23 protein-coding genes are annotated in these 22,828 nt (G+C 63.7%); 18 read left to right on the top strand and 5 right to left on the bottom strand.

Translation table 11 applies throughout. The annotated features are described in order from the left end of the window. Nucleotides 1-150 precede the first annotated feature (150 nt). Both NKI61_RS09210 and mocR read left to right on the top strand, forming a co-directional pair. Nucleotides 151-357 carry a LacI family DNA-binding transcriptional regulator gene (locus NKI61_RS09210; RefSeq protein WP_023682225.1) on the top strand — a complete coding sequence of 69 codons (207 nt, stop codon included), beginning with the start codon at nt 151-153 and terminating at the stop codon, nt 355-357. A 1-nt stretch (nt 358) separates the two neighbouring features. After that, nucleotides 359-1,825 carry a rhizopine catabolism transcriptional regulator MocR gene (mocR, locus tag NKI61_RS09205; protein ID WP_352839225.1) on the top strand — a complete coding sequence of 489 codons (1,467 nt, stop codon included), beginning with the start codon at nt 359-361 and terminating at the stop codon, nt 1,823-1,825. Between the two features lie 21 nt (nt 1,826-1,846). On the opposite strand, the gene NKI61_RS09200 is transcribed toward mocR, so the two are convergent. Next, a complete protein-coding gene (locus NKI61_RS09200; protein ID WP_023817901.1) occupies nt 1,847-3,091 on the bottom strand; it encodes a DegT/DnrJ/EryC1/StrS family aminotransferase in 1,245 nt (414 codons plus the stop codon). Between the two features lie 360 nt (nt 3,092-3,451). On the opposite strand from NKI61_RS09200, the gene NKI61_RS09195 reads away from it, so the two are divergent. The 5 genes from NKI61_RS09195 (at nt 3,452) to NKI61_RS09175 (ending at nt 8,640) form a co-directional block, all read left to right on the top strand. After that, on the top strand, nt 3,452-4,363 hold the full coding sequence (locus tag NKI61_RS09195; protein WP_352538910.1) for a polysaccharide deacetylase family protein: 912 nt from the start codon (nt 3,452-3,454) through the stop codon (nt 4,361-4,363). A 63-nt stretch (nt 4,364-4,426) separates the two neighbouring features. Further along, nucleotides 4,427-5,395, top strand: coding sequence for a rhizopine catabolism ABC transporter substrate-binding protein (locus NKI61_RS09190; RefSeq protein WP_023687959.1), 969 nt, complete (start codon nt 4,427-4,429; stop codon nt 5,393-5,395). A 157-nt stretch (nt 5,396-5,552) separates the two neighbouring features. After that, nucleotides 5,553-6,668 (top strand): ABC transporter permease, encoded by a 1,116-nt coding sequence (locus NKI61_RS09185; RefSeq protein ID WP_023736004.1) that lies wholly within the window; start codon nt 5,553-5,555, stop codon nt 6,666-6,668. Continuing rightward, a complete protein-coding gene (locus NKI61_RS09180; RefSeq protein WP_050593919.1) occupies nt 6,665-7,501 on the top strand; it encodes an ATP-binding cassette domain-containing protein in 837 nt (278 codons plus the stop codon). Before NKI61_RS09185 ends, NKI61_RS09180 begins: the two co-directional genes overlap by 4 nt. Nucleotides 7,502-7,533: 32 nt before the next feature. Beyond that, on the top strand, nt 7,534-8,640 hold the full coding sequence (locus NKI61_RS09175) for a Gfo/Idh/MocA family protein (protein ID WP_352513501.1): 1,107 nt from the start codon (nt 7,534-7,536) through the stop codon (nt 8,638-8,640). Nucleotides 8,641-8,780: 140 nt separating this feature from the next. Here NKI61_RS09175 and NKI61_RS09170 read toward each other — a convergent pair whose 3' ends face one another. Then, on the bottom strand, nt 8,781-9,557 hold the full coding sequence (locus NKI61_RS09170; RefSeq protein ID WP_352513500.1) for a FadR/GntR family transcriptional regulator: 777 nt from the start codon (nt 9,555-9,557) through the stop codon (nt 8,781-8,783). Nucleotides 9,558-9,664: 107 nt separating this feature from the next. Continuing rightward, nucleotides 9,665-10,555, bottom strand: coding sequence for an NAD-dependent epimerase/dehydratase family protein (locus NKI61_RS09165; RefSeq protein ID WP_023682234.1), 891 nt, complete (start codon nt 10,553-10,555; stop codon nt 9,665-9,667). Between the two features lie 117 nt (nt 10,556-10,672). Here NKI61_RS09165 and NKI61_RS09160 point away from each other — a divergent pair, with 117 nt between their 5' ends. After that, nucleotides 10,673-11,611 carry an NAD(P)-dependent oxidoreductase gene (locus tag NKI61_RS09160; RefSeq protein WP_023682235.1) on the top strand — a complete coding sequence of 313 codons (939 nt, stop codon included), beginning with the start codon at nt 10,673-10,675 and terminating at the stop codon, nt 11,609-11,611. Between the two features lie 18 nt (nt 11,612-11,629). Here NKI61_RS09160 and NKI61_RS09155 read toward each other — a convergent pair whose 3' ends face one another. Together NKI61_RS09155 and NKI61_RS09150 are read right to left on the bottom strand one after the other, a co-directional pair. Beyond that, entirely contained in the window at nt 11,630-12,412 is a 783-nt protein-coding gene (locus NKI61_RS09155) for a FadR/GntR family transcriptional regulator (RefSeq protein WP_023673051.1), read from the bottom strand. 179 nt (nt 12,413-12,591) lie between these two features. Then, a complete protein-coding gene (locus NKI61_RS09150) occupies nt 12,592-13,581 on the bottom strand; it encodes a sugar-binding protein (protein ID WP_023673050.1) in 990 nt (329 codons plus the stop codon). Between the two features lie 465 nt (nt 13,582-14,046). Between NKI61_RS09150 and NKI61_RS09145 the strand changes: the two genes are divergently transcribed. The 10 genes from NKI61_RS09145 (at nt 14,047) to NKI61_RS09100 (ending at nt 22,800) form a co-directional block, all read left to right on the top strand. Then, entirely contained in the window at nt 14,047-14,787 is a 741-nt protein-coding gene (locus NKI61_RS09145; RefSeq protein WP_023673049.1) for an ATP-binding cassette domain-containing protein, read from the top strand. Nucleotides 14,788-14,828: 41 nt separating this feature from the next. Next, complete coding sequence (locus NKI61_RS09140; protein ID WP_023673048.1) at nt 14,829-15,827, top strand: ABC transporter permease; 999 nt, start codon at nt 14,829-14,831, stop codon at nt 15,825-15,827. A gap of 39 nt (nt 15,828-15,866) precedes the next feature. Further along, nucleotides 15,867-16,637, top strand: coding sequence for an SDR family oxidoreductase (locus tag NKI61_RS09135; RefSeq protein WP_031246147.1), 771 nt, complete (start codon nt 15,867-15,869; stop codon nt 16,635-16,637). A gap of 150 nt (nt 16,638-16,787) precedes the next feature. Then, a complete protein-coding gene (locus NKI61_RS09130) occupies nt 16,788-17,615 on the top strand; it encodes an AraC family transcriptional regulator (RefSeq protein ID WP_023673046.1) in 828 nt (275 codons plus the stop codon). Nucleotides 17,616-17,728: 113 nt separating this feature from the next. After that, nucleotides 17,729-18,172, top strand: a complete 444-nt coding sequence (locus NKI61_RS09125) for an SRPBCC family protein (RefSeq protein WP_023746977.1) — start codon at nt 17,729-17,731, stop codon at nt 18,170-18,172. 16 nt (nt 18,173-18,188) lie between these two features. Then, entirely contained in the window at nt 18,189-18,983 is a 795-nt protein-coding gene (locus tag NKI61_RS09120) for an FAD binding domain-containing protein (RefSeq protein WP_023815619.1), read from the top strand. A gap of 60 nt (nt 18,984-19,043) precedes the next feature. Beyond that, nucleotides 19,044-19,526 carry a (2Fe-2S)-binding protein gene (locus NKI61_RS09115; protein ID WP_352839224.1) on the top strand — a complete coding sequence of 161 codons (483 nt, stop codon included), beginning with the start codon at nt 19,044-19,046 and terminating at the stop codon, nt 19,524-19,526. An 11-nt stretch (nt 19,527-19,537) separates the two neighbouring features. Then, nucleotides 19,538-20,905, top strand: a complete 1,368-nt coding sequence (locus tag NKI61_RS09110; protein ID WP_352839223.1) for a xanthine dehydrogenase family protein molybdopterin-binding subunit — start codon at nt 19,538-19,540, stop codon at nt 20,903-20,905. A 1-nt stretch (nt 20,906) separates the two neighbouring features. Beyond that, complete coding sequence (locus NKI61_RS09105) at nt 20,907-21,911, top strand: xanthine dehydrogenase family protein molybdopterin-binding subunit (RefSeq protein WP_352839222.1); 1,005 nt, start codon at nt 20,907-20,909, stop codon at nt 21,909-21,911. 7 nt (nt 21,912-21,918) lie between these two features. After that, a complete protein-coding gene (locus NKI61_RS09100) occupies nt 21,919-22,800 on the top strand; it encodes an AAA family ATPase (RefSeq protein ID WP_023739929.1) in 882 nt (293 codons plus the stop codon). Nucleotides 22,801-22,828 lie beyond the last annotated feature (28 nt).

Genomic DNA, 22,828 nt, shown 5'->3' with positions numbered 1-22,828 from the left:
AAGCGCCCGGCGATCCGCGCCGCCGCCCTCCCTTGGCGGCGCGGATCGCACAGTTCTTGGCATCGAAATTTTTGCCCGCGAGTTGCCGGCCCGGCGTTTCCAGCTTGAGGCTGGCGACGAGGCATGCCTTGATGCAGATGGAGGAGCGACATGGCATTCGAGGCGGCACTCGGCATGGAACGGCTTTGCACCATCCGTGAGATCGCCGAGAAGGCGGAACTCGGCGCGGCAACCGTTCACCGCGCGCTGAAGAACAGCCGCGAGGTTCATCCCGAAACCAGACGGCTGGTGCTGGAGACTGTCTGCCTGCTTAACGAAGAGAAGATCGCCCGCGCCGCCAGGTTGGTCGGAGACTAGCTTGGCCGACCATATGCGCCTTTCCCTCGACATCATGTCGGTCGACCGCGGTTCGGACGAACCGATGCACCGACAGATCTATGGCGCCTTGCGGCGCTTCATCCTCGACGGCCAGATCCAGCAGAACACGCTGCTGCCCTCGACCCGCTCGCTGGCCGAGGATCTGAAGGTCGGCCGCAACACGGTGATCGCCGCCTACGACCAGCTGCTCGCCGAAGGGTTTATCGAGGCGCGCGCCGGGTCCGGCACCTGGGTGGCGCCGATCCAGCAGAAACGCCCGCCGGCCGCGCTGCGCGCCGGGCTTGCCGCTCCGCAAAAGCTCTCGCGGCGCGGTCAGACCATCGTCAACGGCCCGCAGCCGCCGCGCAATGCCGGTGTCATCAACTTCCATCCCGGCGTGCCGGAAACCGCGTCCTTCCCCTTCACCATCTGGTCGAGCCTTCTGGTGCGCAACGCACGCAGCCGCGACGAGAACTTGCTCGGCTATATCTCCTTTGCCGGCCATCCCGGTCTGCGCCAGGCCATTGCGTCGACCATCAGCCTGTCGCGCGGCATCAACTGCACCGCCGACCAGGTCATCATCGTCACCGGCGCGCAGGCAGCACTCGACCTCGCTTCGCGCGTGCTGATGGACGAAGGCGACCATGTCTGGATGGAGGAGCCCGGCTATCTCGGCGCCAAGAGCGCCTTTCTCGCCAGCGGCGCGCAGCTTGCGCCCTTGAAGGTCGATCGCCTTGGATGGCATCTCGCAGACCCAGAGCTGCCGCCGCCGCGCCTGATCTATGTGACGCCATCCTGCCAGTGGCCGTTCGGCACCATCATGCGCATCGAGGAACGTCTGCAACTGCTTGACATCGCGGAACGCCACGGCGCCTGGATCGTCGAGGACGATTATGACGGCGAATATCGTTATCGCGGCCGGCCGGTGCCGGCGCTGCGCGGCCTCGATCATGCCGACCGCGTCGTCTATATTGGTTCCTTCGGCAAGACGCTGATCCCGGCGCTGCGCATCGGGTATCTCATCGTACCGCGCGAACTGTCCGTGCCCTTCGACCGTGCCGTCTCGATCACCGGCCAGTTCGCGCCGCTGATCCTGCAGGCGACGGTCAATGACTTCATCACGCAAGGCTATTTCGCCACGCATCTGAAGCGTATGCGCCGGCTCTATGCGCGTCGTCAGGCCAATTTCGTCAAGCTGTGCCAGGACCATCTGTCCGAGTGGCTGACGGTGACCGAGAACGATTCCGGCATGCAATTGTTGGCCAGCTTTACCAGAGCCTACAAGGACAGCGACGTCGTCGCCGCCGCCGTCAAGGAGGGCCTCGACGTGCAGGGCATCTCGATCAACTACCATTCGAGCGAGCCGGAACACGGCCTGCTGCTCGGCTATGCCGCGATGGACGAACGCCAGATCCTGCGCGCGGTGCTGGCGTTGCGCGCTGCCTTCATGCGGCTGGACCGGCAATAGGGCGATCCAGCGCTGAGCGCTTCAATTCACACTATCGAATTTCTGCAGATCGACGGGCGCTGCCTTGCGCACCTCGACATCGTCCAGCGAGGCATTCTCCAGCGCCACACGGGCCGCCGCATCGATGTTATGGATCATGTCGGCGATGTCGGCGTCGCCATGCGCCGGATTCATCGCGATCATCACCGTGCGGTTGAGGATGTCGAGAGAACCCTTGCCGAGGTCGTCGGCATAGGTCAGCCGCAGGCCGTTGTTTTCCGGCAGCGTGTACGGATTGAGCGCCGGATGATGCGCGCCCTCATGCATCAGCACCTGGTCCCACTGGGTGAAATTGTGGCGGCCGGTCTTGCCGGCAATGACGCTCGGAATGGTCTTCGAAAAAGTCTGCGCCGCCTGTTCGCTGGGCAGCAGATACATTACCTGTGCCGCGCAATCGTCGTCGGGGCTGTTCATCGGCGACGGCGTCAGGCCGAGATTGCCGAGATGGCGCGTGCCGGCCAGCACCTTCTTCTTCTCCGCCCGCATCGCCTCGATGATGCCGTCCAGACGGTCGAGCTGGACATTGAGCATTGCACCCATCAGTTCCGAGGCGCGCGCCCCGATGCCGGCAAACGGCTTGATGCTGTCGCTGCGCCCCTGCCAGTAGAAGTGGCAGGGGTCGATGGCGCAGCGCGCCCGCTCGGCCACTTTCGGGTCGCTGGTGGCGATGCCGCCGCCCTCGCCCGACGTCATGTTCTTGAAGTAGTTGAAGGAGTAGGCGCCGGCATGGCCGATGGAGCCGAGCTTCCTGCCCTCATAGCCGCCGCCAATGCCCTGGCAGACATCTTCCAGCACGAGCAGACCGCGTTTTTTAGCGATGTCCATGATGGCGTTCATGTTGCAGGCCGCACCCCACATATGTACCGGGATGACCGCCTTGGTGCGCGGGCCGATGGCGTCGCGCAGAGCGGCCGGGTCGATGGTCAGGCTCTCGTCGATATCGACAATGACCGGAATGGCGCCGACCGACAGAACCGCAGTCGCGGTCGCCATATAGGTGTGCGCCGGCACCAGCACCTCATCGCCCGGGCCGATGCCGAGGCCGATCAGGCCGGCGGCGAGCCCATAGGTGCCGCTGGCGGCCAGCGCAAAATGCTCGACGCCGAGATGCCTGGCATAGCGGGCCTCGAAGCGGTTGCACTCGCTGTTCTCGCCATAGCGAAACAGCGCACCCGAGCGGATCACCCTGGCAATGGCTTCGATCTCTTCTTCGCCGGCAGTGTACATGGCAAGTCTCCACATCGCTTGATGGTGTGAAAGCAGTACGCCTGCGGCCGCTGTTTGAAAGAACCACTCCGCTGCGATCTGACCAAGCCATCCTGCTCACGTCGGAGCGGCGTTTAGCGCCGACTGTGGGCATAGCGAATGAAATCGGCATTCCAGAACGCAGGCCCGCGGAAAAATCGTACCCATCCGAATTCGCTGAAGTGGCCCTGTCGGAAAGCCCGCATTGGGCGTTCCATCGCGTCCAGTTGGGCAAACGGTCGGTTCCATGCAGCACGGGACACACTTTGGAAGACCCTCGAAACCGGCGTGCCGGCAAGATGGTGGCCGGCAAGATGGTGGCCGGCAAAACGGTGGCCGTCCATGACGCGACAGCTCGTCCTGCATGAAGACGATGTCGGCATGTGCCATGGCGCCAACAGCGCCTTCCTCGAACTGACCGCATTGGGCGCCTGCAGCTCCGGCGCCGTGATGGTGCCGTGCCCATGGTTCCCTGAGATGGCCGAAGCGGCAGCCGCCAATCCCCGGCTCGATCTCGGCGTCCACCTGACGCTGAACAGCGAAAAGCAGCACTACAAATGGCGGCCGCTGACGTCGCCGTCGCGCGCGGCCGGCCTGACGGACGAGTTCGGCTATTTCTGGCCCGATGTCGCGACCACCCGCCGCAAGGCAGCACCGCAAGCGGTGGAAACCGAGCTTCGCGCCCAGATCGACACCGCCTACCGCGCCGGCATCGACGTCACTCATCTTGACGCCCATATGGGGGCAGCGCTGTCGCCGGAGTTTTGCGACGTCTACATCAAGCTCGGCCTGGAATATCGGCTGCCGGTGCTGTTGACCAAAACGCTGTCGGCCTATTCGCCCAATGACAATCTCGTCGGCGTCACCGAAGCGGCGTTCCAGCGCGGCGTCACTGAAGCCCGGGCCAAGGGCTTTGTCATCTTCGACGCTGCCATACAGACGACCTGGGGCCGTCCACGCTCAAAACCGATAGAGCCAGCCTACAAGGCATTGGTCGAAGGGGTCCGCGAAGGCCTGACCTTCTTTTGCCTGCATTTCAATGCGCCGGGCGAGCTCGAACTGATCGAGCCGCGCTCCGCCTATGTCCGCACCGAGGAATATGAACTCTTCCGGGACCAGGGTTTTCGCGACTGGCTCGGCGCGCAGGACATCGACATCATCGGCATGAAGCCGCTGCGCGAGGAGCTTCGTGCACGGCTCGGGGCATCGACACCGGCAAAGGCCCGCAAAGCGGCCACCCGGGCAGCACCGTAAGCCGATCCGGTCGGCCGAGGCGCAAAGAGGGAATTGGAACTGCAACGACAATGGGAGAATGACATGAAGACTGTTCTGAAACTGGCGCTCGGCGCGCTTGTCTCGATGAGTATGCTGGCGGGTGTCGTGCAGGCCGCGGGCCTGAAGGACCCGAAGGATGTCCGCATCACCTTCGTGGTGCATGGCTCGGCCTCCGATCCCTACTGGTCGGTGGTCAAGCGCGGCGTCGACGATGCGGCGGCGCTCACCGGCGCCAAGGTCGAATATTATGCGCCGCAAGTGTTCGACGTGGTCGAGCAGGCCCGCCTGCTCGACGCGGCCATCGCCACCAATCCAGACGGCATCGCCGTCTCCATTGCCGACGCCAATGCACTTGGTAAATCGGTCAAGGCCGGACTTGCCGCCAACATTCCGATGGTCGTCCTGGATTCCGGCGAGAAGGAAGGCGCCGAACTCGGCACCTCTCTCTATGTCGGCACCGTCTCCGAATATGATTCCGGCAAGAAGGCCGGCGAGCGGCTGGCCAAGGAAGGCACACTCAAGGTCGTCTGCATCAACCACGAGGTCGGCAATGTCAGTCTCGACCAGCGCTGCCAGGGGTTGAATGACGGGCTGAAGCCGTCAGGCGGCGGCACCGAGGTGCTTACCGTGTCGCCCGATCCGGCCGACATCCAGCGCCGCACCGAGGCCTACCTGTCGGCGCATCCCGACACCCAGGCCGTCTTCGCGCTGGGCGCCACCGCCGCCAATCCGCTGATCCCGTTCTTCCGGCAGAAGGAGTTGTTCGGCAAGATCAAGCTCTACACCTTCGACATCAGCCCCGAAGTCCTGGATTCCGTCGTCGCCGGCGAAATGGGCTTCGGCATGGACGCCCAGCAATATCTGATGGGATACCTGCCGGTGATCTATCTGGTCGAGCATGCCACACATGGCTTCTGGCCGCAGAACAACGCCTACACCGGCCCGCTGTTCATCGACTCGCCCGACAAGGCCAAGGCGATCCTGGCGCTCGCCAAGGACGGCATCCGCTAAGGCAAGACCAAAACGGATCGGGGAGCCGCCATGCGCTCCCCGTCTCTGGTCGAGATTGCGAAGTGAGCGATTGGGGAGCCTAATGGCTGTTGTGGAAGACAAGGCGATACCTCCAGAAGCGCCGGCCCCCGGGGTACTGGGCAAGGACCGTTTCGGCATGACGTCGAAACGGGCGGCCGGCGCTGACGAGCGGCTGGCCAGCACCGGCCGGCTGACGCAATGGCTGCGTCGGCCCGAAGCCGGTGCCGCCGGCGGCCTCATCGCCACCATCATCATCTTCGCCCTGCTGCCGGGTGCGTCGAACCTCTATTCGCTGCAGGGGTCGATGACCTTCCTGACGCTGGCAGCCGAACTCGGCATCATCGCCACGGCCGCAGCCCTTCTCATCATCGCCGGCGAGTTCGATCTCTCGGTCGGCTCGATGGTCGGCTTCGCCGGCGTCGTCATCGGACTGACGGTGAAATATTGGGACCTGCCGCTGTGGGGCGGCATCGCCTGCGCCTTCGCTGTCGCCATCCTCACCGGCTACGTCAACGGCCTGATCGTTGTGAAGACCCGCCTGCCCTCCTTCATCGTGACGCTGGCGTCGCTCTACATCCTGCGCGGCCTGTCGATCGGCATCACCCGCGCCGTCACCGGCCGCACGCAGATCCCCTACATCCTCGACGGCGCGCCGGACCCGGCAACCGCGGGCCTGTTCAACGGCCATCTCCTGACCGGCTTCTTCCAATGGATGGGCACGCAAGGCTGGATCGCCACCCGCACCGACGGCATTCCCTTCGTCGTCGGCATTCCGATGTCGATCGTCTGGTGGCTCGGACTGACAGCGCTTGCCGGCTATGTCTTGACCCAGACCAAATACGGCAACTGGATCTTCGCCACCGGCGGCGACCTCAATGCCGCCCGCAATGTCGGCGTGCCGGTCGACCGTGTGAAGATCGCGCTGTTCATCTACACCGCCTGTGCGGCGACCTTGCTTGCCACCATCCAGGTGATGGAGGCCGGCTCCGCCGACACCACGCGCGGCCTGCTCAAGGAATTCGAGGCGATCATCGCCGCGGTCATCGGCGGCGTGCTGCTGACCGGCGGCTACGGCACCGTCTATGGCGTGCTGTTCGGCGCGCTGATCTTCGGCCTTGTGCAGATGGGCATCTTCTACACCGGCATCGACACCGACTGGTTCAAGGTCTTCCTCGGCATCGTCATTTTGATGGCCGTGCTGGTCAACAACTACATCCGCCTCAAGGCGCTCGGACGCGGAGGCGGCAAATGACCTACCCAAACCCATCCCCGGCCATCCAGCCAGCCATGGAATTACGTGGTGTGTCGGTCAATTTCGGCTCGGTGCGCGCGCTGCAGGATATCGACATCAAGGTCTATCCCGGCGAGGTGCACTGCCTGCTCGGCGACAATGGCGCCGGCAAGTCGACACTGATCAAGGTTCTGTCGGGCGTGCACCGGCCGACCAAGGGCGAGATTTTCGTCGACGGCAAGCCCGTCAGCTTCCGCAGCCCGCGCGACGCGCAGGACCTCGGCGTCGCGACGGTCTTCCAGGACCTCGGCATGATCTCGCTGATGTCGATCACGCGCAACTTCTTCCTCGGCCGCGAGCCGACCAGAAGCCGCCTGCCCTTCTCGCGCTTCGACAAGGAGCGCGCCAACACAATTGCCCGCCAGGCGATGGCCGATATCGGCATCGACGTGCGCGACCCGACACAGGCAGTCGGCACGCTGTCGGGCGGCGAGCGCCAGTCGGTGGCCATCGCGCGCGCAGTCCACTTCGGCGCCAAGGTGCTGATCCTCGACGAGCCGACCTCGGCGCTCGGCGTGCATCAGGCGGCCATGGTGCTGAAATTCATCATCGAGGCGCGCATGCGCGGGCTGGCGGTGATCTTCATCAGCCACAACATCCACCACGCCTACCCTGTCGGTGACACTTTCACGCTGCTCAACCGCGGCCGCAATCGCGGCACATACGCAAAGTCCGAGATCTCGCGCGACGAGGTGATTTCCATCATGTCGGGCGGCGAGGATCTGAAGGCGGTGGAAGCTGAGATTGCCGGGCTGTTGGCGCAGATCGGCAATCGGCCGGCCGCCGCACCCTGAGCCTGGAACACTTTGCAGAGAGTTTTAGCAGCATGAGCAGGATACGGGTTGGCGTTATCGGCGCCGGCATGATCTCGCAGATCATGCATATTCCGAATCTGTTGCGGCTCGGCGACCTGTTCGAACTGGTCGGCGTCGCCGATCCGTCGAAAACCTCGCGTGAGTTCGTCACAGATATCCACGGCATCGCCAATTTCGAAACGCCGGAGCAACTGTTCGGCCAGAAGCTCGACGCCGTCGTCATCGGCTCGCCCGACCCGCTTCATTACGAGCAGGTACTAGCCGCCCTTGGGTGCGGCCTGCATGTCTTCTGCGAAAAGCCGCTCTGCTATTCCCCGGCGGAAATCGCCGAGATCATCGCCGCGCGCGACAAGGCCGGCAAGGTTATGCAGGTCGGCTATATGAAACGCTTCGATCCGAGCTACCGGCTGGCGCTGGCCTCGCTGCCCGGCACGGCAAAGACGTTGCGGTCCGTCTCGGTCGAGGTCAACGATCCCGATGCCTGGCCGTTCATCGCCCACCAGCGCTACAAGCGCGGCAACGACATTCCCGAGGAGCTGATTGCCGCCGCGCAAGCCAGGCAGAAACAACAGGTCGAGCGCGCCATCGGCCAGCCCATGACCGATCTGGCTTTCCGTGGATTTACCGGCGCTTACAGCTCCGCCTTGATTCACGATGTGAATGCCGTGCACGGACTGCTCGACGCACTCGGCGTGCCGGAGGGCGAGGTTGTCGGCGCGCAGATCTTCGCCAATGGCGATGGCGGCCAGGGCGCGGTAAAACTGCTCGACAGCCAGGCGCTGTGGACGATGACGCATCTCACCGTGCCGAAGCTCGCCGACTACAAGGAACGCATCACGCTCTTCTTCGACGATGCCAGCCTTGAGCTCGAATTCCCCTCGCCCTGGCTCAACCATCATCCGACCCGGCTGACTGTGAAGACCTCGGACGGCCACACACTGTCGACCAGGGATCTACGCGCCGGCTACGGTCAAGCCTTCGTCGAGGAACTGCGCGGCTTCTGGGGTGCGATCGTCAATCGCGACGAGGTGGTCAACCGCCCCGAGCACGCCGCCCGCGACCAGGCGCTGCTGGTCGCGCTGACCAGGCAGCATTTGGCCACTTCGCAGGCCGGCTGAGCGCTCGCAGGATGTGTTGAGATTCAGGTCAGGCCGCGCCGAAAACATTGGGTTTCGAGAACCGGAGCGGAGCGTACTTAAGTACGTGAAGCGCGAAAGCCGGCGTTTGCAGGCCGGCCTCACCTGAATATCAGCACATCCTACCGGGTGTTGATGACGCCGTCTGTATTGGCGAGCAGCTTGCGCACCGCGTTGCGGGCCGCATCCGGCCGCTGCAGGCGGATGGCCTTCTCGATCGCCTCGTGCAGTTGCTGTGCATGCTGCAGATCGTCGAGTTCGCGCGTCGTATAGGTGAACAGATGATCGAAGGCGGATTCGATCAGCACGCCGAGCGGCACCAGCAGATCGTTGCCGGAGGCGCGCAGGATGGCGAGATGAAAGCGTGTGTCGGCGCGCGTGCGCTCCTGCAGGCTCGACGCCTCGCCCATCTCGCGGCAGGCCTGGCTGATCTCGGCCATCTGCTCCTCGGTGCGTCGCATGGCGGCGAAGGCAGTCGCTTCCGGCTCGATGATGTGGCGGAATTCCTGCACCGTCTTCAGGAACACCTCACGGTCGGGCGCGGTCGCGTACCAGGCGAGCACATCGCGATCGAGCAGGTTCCAGCGCTCCCTGGGCTCCACCCAGCTGCCGATTTTAGGGCGTGATGCCAGAAGGCTTTTGGCCATCAGCATCTTGATCGCCTCACGCACCGCCGAGCGGCTGACGTTGAAGGTTTCAGACCATTTGGCTTCATTGGGCAGGATGGTGCCCGGCGGATAGTCGCCGCGCACAATCCGAAGCCCGATTTCGCTGGCCAGTGACGCATGCACGCTGGTGCCGGGCATCCGGGCCGCGTCAGCCCGGCGAAGGGTCGCCGGGCGCTCTGCGGATGCCGCCTTTTCAGACATCTTTCCCTTGTTCGGCTTTCCGTCCCTCATGCCTCCACAAAGTCCGGATTTCGGAAGCTGTCAAGCAAAGGGCGGGACGTTGACGGCAAAGGCTGCGGCTGTGCACAGATCAGGTCGCAACCTTGCCCCCAGCCGGCCTATTTGACGTATTTGCGCCAGCTGTGCTCGGGACGGAAGCCAAGCATGTCCCTGGCTTTGCGGTTGGAAAGCAGCGTCTCGTATTCGTCGAGCTCCGCCTTGACCGGCACGTCGGGGTAAAACCGCTTCAAAAGTTCCGCTGTCGGCAGGTCGGACGAGGTATCGTCATTGGCCGCGTTGAACACCTGGAAGCCGAGCCCGTCCGTTTCAACGGCGCGCAGCGTGATCTGGCCGAGATCGCGCGCGTCGACATAGCTCCAGGCGATGCGCTTGCGAAAGCCCGGATCGGCAAACCACTTCGGAAACAGCGAATATTCGTGCGGCTCGATGACGTTGCCGATGCGCAAGGCATAGATATCGGTGCCGTTGCGCTGCGCAAAGGCGCGCGCCGTGTGCTCGTTGACGACCTTGGACAGAGCATAGCTGTCCATCGGATCGACGTCGTATTCTTCATCGAGGGGAAAATATTTGGGGTCGCGCGGTTCGTTGGCGAACACCACGCCATAGGTGGTCTCGCTGGACGCGATCACCACCTTAGGGATGCCGAGTTTCACCGCCGCCTCGATGACGTTGTAGGTGCCCATCGCATTGATGCGGAACACCTCATTGTCGGTCGTGATCATGATGCGCGGTATGGCGGCGAAATGCACCACGGCATCGACCGGCTGCGGGCGCAGCGACGGGTCGAATTCGTGCAGACCCATATAGCTCGACAGCGCGTTGAACACCTGGCCGCTGTCGGTGATGTCGGTGATCAGCGTGCGTACCTTGGGATTGTCGAGCGGCTTGGTGTCGATGTTGAGCACCTGGCAGCCCTGTTCGATCAGATATTGCACGACATGGCGACCGGCCTTGCCGCTGCCGCCGGTGAACATGATCCGCTTCGTCATTTTCGTCTCCAATGCCTAGGATTTCTGTGTATTGTCAGACAATATGGCATTCTGCAACCACCCTCGCCCGCAAGACGGCGGCGCCCAATATCAATCATCGCAACAGGACTTCAAGACATGACCACGACCGCCGCGAGCGAAAAGATCGGCTTTATCGGCCTTGGCCTGATGGGGCACGGCATTGCCAAGAACATCGTCGACAAGGGCTATGGCCTGACCTTCCTCGGCCGCAAGAACCGCAAGCCGGCGGAAGACTTGGCTGGCCGCGGTGCGAAGGAAGTGGCCACCTCGCGTGAGGTGGCAGCGGCATCCGATATCGTCTTCATCTGCGTCACCGGCTCGCGCGAGGTCGAAGCCATCATCCGTGGCCCCGGCGGCCTCAAGGAGGGCCTGAAAAGAGGCTCGGTTGTCGTCGATTGCTCGACCGCCGATCCGGTCTCGACCGTGGCGCTGGCGGCGGAACTGAAGGAGATCGGCGTCGACTTCGTCGATGCACCGCTCAGCCGCACGCCGAAGGAAGCCTGGGAAGGCACGCTCGACGCCATGGTCGGCGCGCCCGACGCGCTGTTTGCCCGTGTGAAGCCGGTCATCGAAACCTGGGCCGGCCGCATCGTCCATATTGGCGATACAGGTGACGGCCACCGCATGAAGCTGCTCAACAACTTCATCTCGCTGGGCTATGCCGCGATCTATTCCGAGGCGCTGGCGCTGGCCGAAAAGGTCGGCATCTCGCCACCGCGTTTCGACAGCGTCATCCGCAACGGCCGCATGGATTGCGGCTTCTACCAGACCTTCATGCGCTGGACGCTGGAGGGCGACCGCGACGCACATAAATTCACCATCGCCAACGCCTTCAAGGACCTGACCTATCTGGAATCGATGGCGGGCGCGGCCGGCATCGCCAACCCGCTCGGCAACGCCACCAAGAACTCCTTCGCCGGTGCCCATGCCACTGGCCCGGCCGAGCAATTCGTGCCGATGCTGGCGACATATATCGGCAAGGTCAACGGCGTCGACCTGATGCCCAGCAAGGATGGCAAGAAGCAGACGATTTGAGGTGGCGAAAAGCCTGTGTCAGCGCCTCGACCGGCCGATAACATCGTCGGTGTTGGCGAGCAGTTTGTGCACCGCATTGCGCGCGGCCGCAGGACGCTGCAGGCGGATGTTCTTCTCGATCGCCTCATGCAGCGCCTGCGCCCGCCGCTGATCGCTGGTCTCGCGTGTGACGAAGACAAAGAGATGATCGAGCGCCGACTCGATCAGAACGCCAAGCGGCACCAGCAGATCGTTGCCCGAGGCGCGCAGTATGGCGAGGTGAAAACGCGTATCGGCGCGGATACGCTCCTGCAGGTTCAGAGCCTCGCCCATCTCACGACAGGCCTGGCTGATCTCGTCCATCTGCTCGTCGTTGCGCCGCGTGGCGGCAAAGGCCGACGCTTCCGGCTCGATGATGTGACGGAACTCCTGCACCGTGCGCAGGAAGGCTTCCCGGTCCGGCCCGGTCGCGTACCAGGCCAGCACATCGCGGTCGAGCAGGTTCCAGCGTTCCCTGGGCTCGACCCAACTGCCGATCTTGGGCCGTGAAGCCAGCAGGCTTTTGGCCATCAGCATCTTGATGGCTTCGCGCACCGCCGAACGACTGACATCGAAGATCTCGGCCCATTTGGCCTCGTTGGGCAGAATGGTGCCGGGCGGATAATCGCCGCGCACGATTCTGAGGCCGATCTCGCCGGCCAGCGAGACATGGACGCTCGCTCCCGGAAAATGCGCGGCACCGGCCCTGCGCATGACAGCCGGACCGCGGCTGGCTTGTGCCTTGGCCCGCTCGGTTCGCTTCTTTGATTTCTCGTCCGGCATTCACGTTCCAATGCGTCGGCCGTCTGCGTCCGGACTGGTCCGAACCTGCACGGCGCGCCGATCTCGTTGCCGAAAATCCAAACTACAGACGCGTCAAAGCCGGAGCCTGCTGCCCCAACCGTTGCGTCCGTCCGGGAAGAGACGGGGCGCCCGTCAAAGGGCGCCCCGAAATCGAGAACCTACTTCTGGATGCAGGTGTCGACCGTGTCCTTTGTGCATTCGTCGAGGCCGGTGAACACCGGATCGGCGACGGCCTTGCCTTCGACCAGATCGATCATCACCGACGGTGCCTTGTAGCCCATTTCGAACGGCCGCTGACCAACCAGAGCGGTTACAAGGCCGTCACGGGCGATCGCCACTTCATCGCCGATCGTATCGGCGGCGCCGATGACGAAGTCGTTGCTGGCGATGCGGTCCTTGAGCGGCCCGAACAGGTCGCGATAGGGCTGCGGTGCGCCAAACAGCGGCCAGCCGCCCATGATGCCGAAGGCGTCGAGCTTGGGATTGGCGGCGAGGATGTCGGTCATCGCCTGCACGCCCTTGGCGCCGTCGTCATTGGTGAACACCGGGCAACCGGCGACTTCGGTCCAGCCGCCTTCGCCGGCAAGTGCCGCCAGGCCTTCCTTGCCCGACAGCGCGTCACGCATGCCCTGCGCGCGGCGCAGGATGTTGTCGGCCGCGGGATTGCCTTCGATGGTACAGATCGTGCCGCCGTTCGGCTTGCCCTTCTTGATGTACTCGCCGATCTTGTGACCCATCAAATAGTTGTCGGTGCCGAGATAGGTCTTGCGCAGCGCGGCATCTTCCTTGCTGAGATCGGCGTCGAGCGTCATGATCGGGATCGTCGGATTGGCGGTCTTGATCGTCTGAGCGATCAGCGGCGCGTTGGATGGCGAAATCGCCATTGCCACCGTGTCGGCCTTGCTCAGCATGTCCTGAACGATCTGCGCTTCGCCGGCCTCGTCGGAGGTCGATGCCGGGCCGGTGTAGAAGCATTCATATTCCGAGCTTGCATTTTCCTTGTTCCATTTCTCGCAGCCCTGGTGGATGGCTTCGAAGAATGGATTGTCGAGACCCTTCACCACGATGACGAGCTGTTTCTTGGCCAAAGCCGGCCCGGCGCCCAGCGCCATGGCGGCGACGGCGGCGAGCAAAAGTGTTTTCCTCATGTCAGTCCTCCCTTGAAACAGACGGACACGGCGTGCCCGCCACACAGATCGACCGGATGCTTAATGACCGAGGTTCGTTTCACGAGCACTCGTGTCGCCAAGACAGATCGATAAGCATTTCCAGATGCGGCATTGGCCCGGCTCACACAAGGGTGGCGCCGCAACCTCGACCGATAAACCTCCGCCGATTCCGCCCGGCTAACCGCCAGCGGCATCGGCATAATCTCCTCCGACGCTTAGCTAATATCGGCTTGCGGCCAACGTCAATGCTATTTGTCCTACAAAACGGATTTTTGGATAACCAAGGCTTCAATTCGTCCGACAATTGATTGACGAGCGCCGGCTTTTGCGTAAAAGAACGCTGACGCTGTTTCCGGGAGGAGATGGGGAGAGCGGGGCCAAAGCAGCGCCGGCATTCACGCCGGGAACAGCAGCGGGTCGCAAAACACGGGGAGGCAAAGACTGGTGGCGGTTCTCGAACTCACCAATATCTCGAGGCATTTCGGCGCCATCCAGGCGGTCAACGACGTATCGCTGTCGATCGAGCCCGGACAGGTGGTCGGCCTGATGGGCGACAACGGCGCCGGCAAGTCGACGCTGGTCAAGATGATCGCCGGCAATTTCCGCCCCAGCCATGGCGTCATGCGCATGGACGGCAAGGAGTTGATCCTGCACAAGCCGGCGGAAGCTCGCCAGCACGGCATCGAGATCGTCCACCAGGACCTGGCGCTGTGCAACAATCTGACCGCTGCCGCCAATGTCTATCTCGGCCGTGAATTGCGCCGCGGCTTCGGCCCTTTACGCATCCTCGACTATGCCGCCATGTACAAGCGCGCCGGCCAGCTCTTCGCCGAGTTGAAGTCCGAGACCCGTCCGCGCGACCTCGTCAAGCAGATGTCGGGCGGCCAGCGCCAGGCAGTAGCGATCGCGCGCACCATGCTGTCGCAGGCGAAGATCGTGTTGATGGACGAACCGACGGCCGCGATCTCGGTGCGCCAGGTCGCCGAAGTGCTGAACCTGATCCGCCATTTGCGCGACCAGGGCATCGCAGTGGTGCTGATCAGCCACCGCATGCCTGACGTGTTCACCGTCGCCGACCGCGTCATCGTCATGCGGCGCGGCCGCAAGGTCGCCGACAAGACGATTGCGTCAAGTTCGCCCGAGGAAGTCACCGGGCTGATCACCGGCGCCATCGAACAGGTTTGATCTCAGCGAATTTCACCACGCACAGCACATGAAGGTCGACGATGGCACTGACAATTGACCAGCCGATCGAACAAAAGCAGCAATCCTTGCCGGCAAGACTGTTTGCCAGCCAGACCTTCTGGGTGGTGATCGCGGTCATCCTGGCCTGCCTGTTCCTGTCTTTTGCCACCGACGCCTTCGCCACGTCGAAGAACCTTTACAACATCACCCGCAACATCACCTTCGTCGCCATCATCGCGCTCGGCATGACCTTCGTCATCATCACAGGTGGCATCGACCTGTCGGTCGGTTCGGTGCTCTGCCTGTCGTCGATGGTGCTGGCCGTCACCATGCATGCCGGCTACTCCATCGAGGTCGGCATCCTCGCCTCGATCGCCACCGCGCTCGCCATAGGCGCCTTCAACGGCATCATGATCGCCTATCTCGGCTTTCCACCCTTCGTGGTGACGCTCGGTATGCTGTCGATTGCCCGCAGCCTCGCCATGGTCGCCTCCAACAACACCGTCGTCTTCCAGTTCGGCCCGGATCACGACAAGCTTCTGGCGCTGGGCGGCGGTGCATGGGTGTTCGGCATCGCCAATCCGGTGCTCTACATGATCCTTTTGGCGCTGATCACCGGCTTCACGCTGCGCTGGACCAAGTTTGGCCGCCACATCTTCGCCATTGGCGGCAATGAGCACGCGGCGACGCTGACCGGCGTTCCCGTCAAGCAGATCAAGGTCGCCGTCTATATGATCTCGGCGCTGGCGGCGGGCATTGCCGGCATCATCCAGACCGGATGGCTGGGCGCCGTCACCACCAATCTCGGAACCGGCATGGAACTGCAGGTCATCGCCGCCACGGTCATTGGCGGCGCCAATCTCGCCGGCGGCGTCGGCACCGCCTTCGGCGCTATTGTCGGTGCCGCGCTCATCGAAGTGATCCGCAACAGCCTTGGTCTGCTCGGCATCAATGCTTTCTGGCAAGGCGTGTTCATCGGCGGCGCCATCCTGCTCGCGGTGCTGTTCGACCGGATCCGCAACTTCAGGCGCAATGACTGAATGTTTTTGGACTGAACCTTTCGGCTGGAAACCGTTGCCTTGACATCGAAATCCCTGTTCGAGCTCAACGGCCGGCTGGCGCTGATCACCGGCTCCGGCCAGGGCATCGGTCTGGCGCTGGCGCGCGGCCTTGCCGAGCATGGCGCAAGTGTCGTGCTCAACGGCCGCGATGCCGGCAAGGTTGCCGGTGCTGTCGCCGGCTTGCGCGACGCTGGCTTCAAAGCGCACCCCTCGACCTTCGACGTGACGGATTTTCGCGCGGTCGATGCCGATGTCGCCCGCATCGAGGCCGAGATCGGCGCCATCGACATCCTGATCAACAATGCCGGCGTGCAGTTCCGCGCTCCGCTCGAGGACTTTCCCGAGGAGCAGTGGGAGCGGCTGTTCAAGACCAATGTCTCCGGCGCCTTCCATGCCGGCAAGGCGGTCGCCCGCAATATGATCGCGCGCGGCAAGGGCAAGATCATCAACATCGGCTCGGTGCAGAGCGAACTCGCCCGGCCCAACATCGCGCCCTATACGGCCACCAAGGGCGCAATCCGCAATTTGACACGTGGCATGTGCACCGACTGGGCGAAATACGGCTTGCAGGTCAATGCCATCGCCCCCGGCTATTTCCGCACCGAGATGAACCAGGCGCTGGTCGACAACCAGGAATTCTCCGCCTGGCTGGAAAAGCGCACGCCGGCTGGCCGCTGGGGGTATGTCGACGAACTGATCGGCGCCGCCGTGTTCCTCGCCTCCGACGCCTCATCCTTCGTCAACGGCCATACGCTTTATGTCGACGGCGGCATGACGGCTTCGGTTTGACGGGAAACCCTATCGCTCAGTCTGAAAATCCACCACTACGGCCGGCAGCACACAGCGGCTTTCGCCCCGCGCCTTGACGCGAGCCCGAACTCAGCCGCACAATCCCGTCGCAGGCGAAGGGAGGCCAGTCGTCTGCGGGAGGTATAACCCATGACGGACGCGATCAGGCTCTATTGGGGCCGGTTCGGACATGTTTCTGTCCTGAATGTCGCCAGCGACTTCGTCACCCATGCGCATGTCGAGGCCCACATCATCATCTGGCTGGAGGGCACGGCCGGCGAGATGACCGTCGGCCGCGAGACGGTGCCGCTGGGTCCCGGCACCGCCGCCGGCATCAATTCCTACCAGCCGCACAGCCACATTCTGTCGCAGAACGGCAGGCCCGGCCTGTTCCTCGCTTTCTACATCGATCCGGATTGGGCGCGCCGGCGCCGCGACCTGCCTTCGTCGGCGCCGTTGTTTGCACAGGCTGCGATCACGCTCGAACCCTGGCTGCACCAGGCCGCCGCCAACCTGCTCGACCATTTGAGCGATAATGAAAGCATCGACGACGTCGCCAATTACGAGATCGAGCGCTTCATCGATAGCCTGCTCGACGCCGCCGACGCCTCGGCGCCGCAGGAGGCGCGGATCCGGGTCAACACAATGCAGGATTTCCGCGTCCGCAAGGCAATCCAGCTGATGAAGGCCAATGTCTGCGAACGCATCTCGTTCGACGACGTCGCCCGCAGCGTCGGCCTGTCGCGGCCGCACTTCTTTGCTTTATTCAAGGAACAGACCAATCTGACGCCCAATGTCTACTGGAACACGCTGCGCATGGAGGAAGCCGTGCGGCAGCTGCAGTGGTCGCAGGAGCCGCTGATCTCGGTCGCCTGCAATCTCGGCTTCACCACCCAGGGCAATTTCTCGCGCTTCTTCCGCGACCATGTCGGCGTGCCGCCGACGCTTTACCGCGAGGCGGCGCGGGCCATGGCCTGAGCCAAGCCGCTCGTTTTTCAGACTCCTTGATAGGGCCGCAAGACCCATTGATAAGCGCAGCGCCGGCCGCCGCCCTACCCTGCAGCGTATCGAATTCGTAGGGGAATGATCATATGGCTGAAGTCACCGTCTCCAGCGTCATCGACGCGCCGGTCGAAAAGGTCTGGGCGCGCATCCGCGACTTCAACGGCCTGCCGGGCTGGCATCCGCGCATGGTCAAGAGCCATATCGAAGACGGCAAGAGCGCCGAAACCATCGGCTGCGTGCGTAGTTTCGAGCTCGCCAGCGGCGCGCGTATCCGCGAAAAACTGCTCGACTTCTCGGATGCGGATTTCCGCGTCAGCTATTCGATCCTCGAAACGCCGCAACCGCTGACCAATCACAAGGCGACGCTGCAATTGCGCCGCGTGACAGACGGCGACCGCACCTATGCCGAATGGACCGCGAGCTTCGACGCGGCACCCGACGAGGCCGACAAGATCGCCGCCGGCATGGCCGCCAATGTCTTCCAGGGTGGCTTCAATGCGTTGAAGAGCCATTTTTCTGGCCAGAGCTGAGTCAGGGGAGACTGCCATGGCGCTTGCCCTCCAGACCTTTTCGGCCGTCAGGGATGCCAACGCGGCGCTGAAGGCGCCCGGCACCCGCTATCTCGGCGGCGGCACACTGGTCGTGCGCGCCGCCAATGAAGGCGATATCTCCGTCTCCGGCCTTGTCCGCTCGACCGATCCGACCCTTTCCGGGATCACTGTTGCCGGCGGCAAGGTCCGCATAGGCGCTTCGGTGACGATGGCGGCTATCGCCCGCCATCCGGAGCTTGCGGCGCTGTCCAAGGCCGCACGCGCCGTCGGCGGCCCGGCAATCCGCAATATGGCGACTGTCGGCGGCAATCTGTTCGCACCCGCGCCCTACGGTGATTTCGCTGTCGCCCTGCTGGCGCTGGATGCGACGGTTGGCACCGATGATGGGGAATTGCCTATCGAGGATTTCCTGGCCAAGCGGGACGGCAGCCGCGCCATCGTCACGTCAGTCGCCTTCGCACTGCCGAAGGCTGAGAATTTCCGCTTTCTGAAAGTGTCGCGGGTCAAGCCGAAGGGCGTCTCGGTGCTCAGCATCGCCGCCGTTCTCGAACAGGCCGGCGACGGCACTGTCTCCTCGGCGCGGATCGCGCTCGGCTGCATGGCAGACCGGCCGATGCGCGCCCGCGCTGCGGAAAAGGCACTGATCGGCAGCAGGCTTGACCAGGGCGGCATCGCAGCGGCGCTGGCTGCAGCCGGTGAAGGCACTTCGCCAATCACCGATCCGATCGCCAGCGCCTGGTATCGCGCCGAGGTTCTCCCGGTCCATCTCGGCCGGCTGCTGCTTACTTAACCACCGCTTGGGGGGCGCGCGTCTGTCCGATCAATCGGGCAGGCGCGCTGGGAGGAAAACATGGCAAAGGTTCCGGTTCAGTTCACGCTCAACGGCTCGGAGAAGGCCGAATTTGTCGACAGCGGCACGACACTGCTGCACGCGCTGCGCGACAAGATCGGCGACACCTCGCCCAAGGGCGGCTGCCACCAGGGCACCTGCGGCGCCTGCTCGGTGATCATCGACGGCGAACTCCGGCTCTCTTGCCTGACCCTGGCCGAGACCTGCAGCGGCGCCGACATCCGCACCACATCGGGCCTCGCTGAGGCCGGCGTCCTGCATCCGCTGCAGCGTGCCTTCCTGGACGCCTTCGCCACGCAATGCGGCTTCTGCACGCCGGGCATGATCATGGCCGCCAAGGTGATGCTCGACCATACCCCCAATCCGAGCCGCGAGGACGTGATCGAGGCGCTGTCCGGCAATATCTGCCGCTGCACCGGCTACGAGCCGATCATCCAGGCGGTGCTGACGGCGGCCCGAGCCAATTCGCAGAACGCGGCCTAAGGACCAAAAGAATGGAACTGCGCAAAAACTATTTCGCCGATCAGCGCAAGGACGGCCTGCACGAGATCGGCCATGGGCGGCCGCGGCTGGATTCGCCGGGACATGTGACGGGCAAGACCGCCTATTTCGCCGACCGCAACGTCCCGAATATGCTTCACCTGAAAATGGTGCGCAGTCCGCACCACCATGCCCGCATCCGTTCGATCGACACTTCCGAAGCGGAGAAGCATCCCGGCGTGGTGAAAATCCTCACTGCCAGGGACGTTCCGCACAATGTCTACACCATCCTGATCCTGATCCAGGTCGGGCCGGAGGACGAGACGGTGCTGGCCGACGGCAAGGTGCGCTGGAAGGGCGAGGCCGTGGTGGCGGTGCTGGCCGAGACCGAGCGCGCGGCTCAGGAAGCGGCAGCCAAGGTCAAGGTCGACTATGAGGTGCTGCCGGCCGTCTTCGACATGGAGGAAGCGCTGAAGCCCGGCGCGCCTTTGGTCAACGAATATCACGGCCAGAACTATTATCTCTATGACAGCGGCGAGTGCCGCAAGGTGCGCTTCGGCGATGTCGAGGCGGGCTTTGCCGGCGCCGACCACATCCTCGAACAGAGTTATCAATCCTCGCCGATCGAGCATGCGCCGACCGAGACCACCGGTTGCGTCGTGGTGCCCGAAGGCAATGACCGCTTCACCTGCTACACCAACACCCAGGCGATGTTCTTCACCCTCGACAACGCCTCGATCATCCTGCAGATGCCCGGCTCCAAACTGCATTTCGCCGGCGGCACCGTCGGCGGCGGCTTTGGCGGCAAGGTCGACGTCATCGTCGAGCCGATCGCCATTCTTGGCGCCAAGCTGACAGGACGTCCCGTCTCCTTCATCTACAGCCGCGAAGAGGAGATGCAGATCTCCTCGCCGCGCGCCGCCGAAAAGATAATCATCAAGGATGGCGTGATGAACGATGGCCGCATCGTGGCGCGCAAGGTGACCGGCTATACCGATGCCGGCGCCTATTCGCGGCACTCGCCCTACGGTGCGCAGAAGGGTGCCGCGCACTATCCCGGCCCCTACACCATCCCCAATGTCTGGATCGACACCTACTGCGTCTACACCAACCGTACACCCTCCTCCGCCATGCGCGGCTTCGGCGTCACCATCGGCGACTTCGCGCTTGAGGTGCAGATGGACAAGCTGGCGCGGCTGATCGGCATGGACCCGCTCGAATTCCGCTTCATCAACGCCTATCGCGATGGCGACATGAAGGCGCATCGCCAGCCGACCGAAGGAGCGGCGCTGATCGAGTGTATGCAGGAGGCGTCGCGCGCCGCCAACTGGCCTGTGGCGGAGAAGTATATGGCGATGTCCTCCTACAAGAAGGGAGCTTGAGATGGCGCTAAGGCGCGGACGCGGCGTCGCCGCGATCAACTATCCGACGGGCATGAACCTTGGCGGCGACCCGACGCAGGCGCTGGTGCATTCGACGCCGACCGGCAATTTCATGGTGACGCTTTCCAGCGTCGATCTCGGTCAGGGCTTGAAGCAGATCATGGCGCAGATCTGCGCCGAGACCATCGGCGTGCCGACGGACCGGGTTACCATCGACACCGCCGACACCGACACCGGTCCGCACTGCATGGGCACCTTCGCCTCGCGCGGCACCCACCGCGCCGGCAACGCCGTCATCCAGGCGGCCAAGGAAGCGCGCCAGGTGATGCTGGAAGTGGCGGCGGAAGAGCTGGAGGTCAACGCTTCCGACCTTGAAACTGACGGCCAGGGCAATATTCTGGTCAAGGGCGCGCCGCAAAAGTCGATCTCGATCTTCGATGTCGCCTTGTCGGCGCATTTCAAGCGCGGGCGCTCGATATCCGGGCGCGGCATGTTCCTGATCCCGCGCTCCTATCCGGAGAAAGAGACCGGCGCGATGAAGCCGTCGACCTGCTACGCCCATGCCTGCACGGTGGCCGAGGTCGAGGTCGATGACGAGACGGGCGAGGTTACGGTGCTGACCGTCAAGAACGTCTTCGAGATCGGCCGCGCGCTGAACCCGAAAATGGTCGAGCAGCAACTGGTCGGCGGTTCCTGGATGGGCATCAGCCATGCGCTATACGAAACGACCGAGCCCTATTATCCCAACCGCGACCATGGCGGCACCGACTTCAACCAGTATCTGATGCCGGGACCGGGCGATCTCGCCCAAACCGAGATCATCGTGCTGGAGCGGCCTTCGGCCGACGGGCCTTATGGCGCCAAAGGGCCAGGCGAAATGTGCGCGAACCCGCAGATCCCCGCGGTTGCCAATGCCGTCTTCGGCGCCGTCGGCGTGCGCATCGACACGCTGCCGATCACACCGGAGCGCATATTGCGCGCGCTGAAGGCGCAAGCGGCGAACTGAGGACGACATGCAGGAGCCGAATGCCGAGACTGTCGCGACCTCGCCGGAGGCGGTGGCACAGCATCTCGCTGCTTCGCGCTACCTCGCCGACGACAGCCTGGCCACCGCCATCTTCCTGGCGATACGGCTCGGCAAGCCGCTGCTGCTGGAAGGCGCGCCCGGCGTCGGCAAGACCGAAGCTGCCAAGGCGGTCGCACAGCTCCTCGGCCGCGATCTGGTGCGGCTGCAATGCTATGAAGGCATCGACGCTGCGCACGCGCTCTACGAATGGAATTACCAGCGCCAGCTGCTCGCCATCCGCCATGCCGGCGAGCACGAGGTCGACATCTACGACGACCGTTTCCTGATCGCCCGGCCGCTTCTGCAAGTGCTGCGAGCGCCCCGGCAGCGCGTGCTGCTGGTCGACGAGATCGACCGATCCGATCATGAGTTCGAAGCGCTGCTTCTCGAATTCCTTTCCGATTTCCAGATCAGCATCCCCGAGCGCGGCACGATCCGCGCCGAAGCGCAGCCGATCGTCCTCCTGACCTCGAACCGCACCCGCGAACTGGCGGAGGCGCTGCGTCGGCGCTGCGTCTATCACTGGATCGGTTATCCCGACGCCGAGCGAGAAGCCGCCATCATCATGCTGCGCGCCGGCGGGGTCGCCGAAGCGACCGCCCGCGCCGTGGCGGCCGCCGTGCAGGAGATCCGCGTCCGCCCGCTGGCCAAGCCGCCCGGCATCTCCGAGGCCGTCGAATGGGCCAACGCCGCCACCATACTGGAGAAAGGCGGCAGCCCATGGCCGCAAGCCTTCCGCCGCGCCATCGGCGTGCTGATCAAGGACGAGGAGGATTTGTCCGCGATCGCGCCGGAGCTTGGCCGGATTGTCGAGGAGGCGCTGGGGTGACGTGTGAGGTCAACAGCTCGTTCACAGC

It is taken from the genome of Mesorhizobium sp. M0514, assembly GCF_040321145.1.
Lineage (GTDB): Bacteria > Pseudomonadota > Alphaproteobacteria > Rhizobiales > Rhizobiaceae > Mesorhizobium.
The sequence above is the reverse complement of the archived record's forward strand: the minus strand, read 5'-3'. Positions and strand labels throughout refer to the sequence as shown.